Origin of the sequence: Streptomyces cahuitamycinicus (assembly GCF_002891435.1) — a bacterium.
GTDB lineage: Bacteria > Actinomycetota > Actinomycetes > Streptomycetales > Streptomycetaceae > Streptomyces > Streptomyces cahuitamycinicus.
Window position 1 is genome coordinate 1 of sequence record NZ_POUC01000787.1, and the last position, 1,798, is coordinate 1,798.

Here is a 1,798-nt window from a genome sequence, read left to right on the forward strand (position 1 = left end):
GTGTGGGGGTGGGCGTGGCGCGGGGGCTCTCGCCGGTGGTCCGGGCCGCCGCCGGAGAGGTCGCGGGCGCGCCGTCCGCCGCGCCGCCGGTGCAGCCCATCGCGACGACCAGCAGCAGCCCGGCGGCCGCGCAGGCGGTGCCCCGAAGCCGCACACGGTCCAGTGTGACCCCGACACGTGCGGCAGGGTAGATCAGGCCGGGGTCGCTTCTGACGGAACTTCCGCGGCGTCATGCCGCCCGGCACGCCGCACGTCGCGCACCGCTCCTCCTTCCCCGGAGCCCGTCAGAAGCCCTGGGTCCGGGCCCCGGCATCCTGCCCGGTCGTCCATCATTCGGTGACGCATGTCACATTCGGCCGTGTCACATCGTGACGAGCCGCTGCCTCATAGGGGTGTACGCACCGACAACGGCAGAGGAGCTCACCATGAGCGCACGACTGGACGTCTTCGCCACCCCGGGCGCGAGCAAGCTGATCAAGCAGTTCACCCTTGTGGGGCGGCTGGTGGTGGAGTCACCGCTGCCGGCCGCCACCCGGGAGCTGGTCTCGCTGCGGGTGAGCCAGATCAACGGATGTGCGGTCTGCATCGACATGCACACCAAGGAGGCCACCGCCGCGGGCGAGAGCGCCGTACGTCTCCATCTGGTCGCGGCCTGGCGGGAGGCCACGGTCTTCACCGACGCCGAGCGCGCCGCGCTGGAGCTGGCGGAGCAGGGGACACGGATCGCGGACGGGGCCGGCGGGGTCCCGGGCGACGTCTGGGAGCGGGCCGCCAAGCACTACGACGAGGAACAGCTCATGGCGCTGGTCACTCTCATCGCCTTCATGAACACCGCGAACCGGCTGAACGTCATGCTGGAGCAGCCGGCGGGGGACTACCAGCCCGGCCAGTTCACGTAACCGAGGAGCACCGGGCCCTGGGCGTCGCCTAGGGCCCGAGCTGTGCTCGCAGCCACTCCTCCACCTCGCCGACGTGCGCGGCCGCCGCCGCGCGGGCCGCCTCCGGGTCGCGGGCCGCCAGGGCGCGGTGGATGGCCGCGTGCTCGCGGCGGGTGCGGGCGAAGGCGCCCTCTTCCCGGTAGCCGCGCCAGACGCGGGCTCGGAACGTCCGGGACGACAGGCCCTCCAGGATGGCGGCCATGGTCTCGTTGCCCGCGGCCACCGCGATCTCCCGGTGGAAGGCCAGGTCGTGGGCGAGGACCTCCTCCGGATCGTCCGTGGCGTTCATCGCCGCCAGGTGCTTCTCCACCTCGGCGAGCTGGTCCGAGGTGATCCGCGCGGCGGCCAGCGCCGTCGCCGTCGACTCCAGGACCCGCCGGATCTCCAGCAGTTCGACCAGTTGCGGGCCGCGCGACAGGTCCGCCACGACACCGAAGGATTCCAGCAGGTCGCCGGCCTCCAGCCGGGTGACGTAGATGCCCGAGCCGTGCCGGGCCTCCAGCAGGCCCATCACCGTGAGAGCGCGGATCGCCTCACGCACCGAACTGCGTGAGATGCCGAGCTGGGTGGCCAGATCGCGCTCGGTCGGCAGCCGCTGTCCCGGTTCCAGCCGGCCTTCGCCGATCATCGCCTTGATCCGCTCGACGGCGCGCTGCGTCACGGTGCCCTTCCGCGGGGCTGACTCGTCGTCCACGCCACTCCTCCGATCAGAGTGCTCCGGCGCAGTCTAACGAGCGGGGTGGTCGGACCACTACGGGTCGAAAGTGGCGGGAACCGCCGCCCGAGGGTGTTCTGGCCGGGGAGTGGTCTGATAAGTATGCGGGCATCTGCTCAGGACTGACCTCCCCGCCCTCCGCACC

2 protein-coding genes are annotated in these 1,798 nt (G+C 72.0%); one reads left to right on the forward strand and one right to left on the reverse strand.

Annotated elements, in window-relative coordinates:
- The first annotated feature begins 425 nt into the window (after positions 1–425).
- Complete coding sequence (locus tag C1J00_RS42845; RefSeq protein ID WP_102914169.1) at positions 426–899, forward strand: carboxymuconolactone decarboxylase family protein; 474 nt, start codon at positions 426–428, stop codon at positions 897–899.
- 28 nt (positions 900–927) lie between these two features.
- Here C1J00_RS42845 and C1J00_RS42850 read toward each other — a convergent pair whose 3' ends face one another.
- On the reverse strand, positions 928–1,632 hold the full coding sequence (locus tag C1J00_RS42850; RefSeq protein ID WP_102914170.1) for a FadR/GntR family transcriptional regulator: 705 nt from the start codon (positions 1,630–1,632) through the stop codon (positions 928–930).
- Positions 1,633–1,798: the final 166 nt, after the last annotated feature.

What these genes read in the sequence shown, in the direction of transcription:
- C1J00_RS42845 (WP_102914169.1), top strand. Translation starts at nt 426, where the DNA reads ATGAGCGCACGACTGGACGTCTTCGCCACCCCGGGCGCGAGCAAGCTG.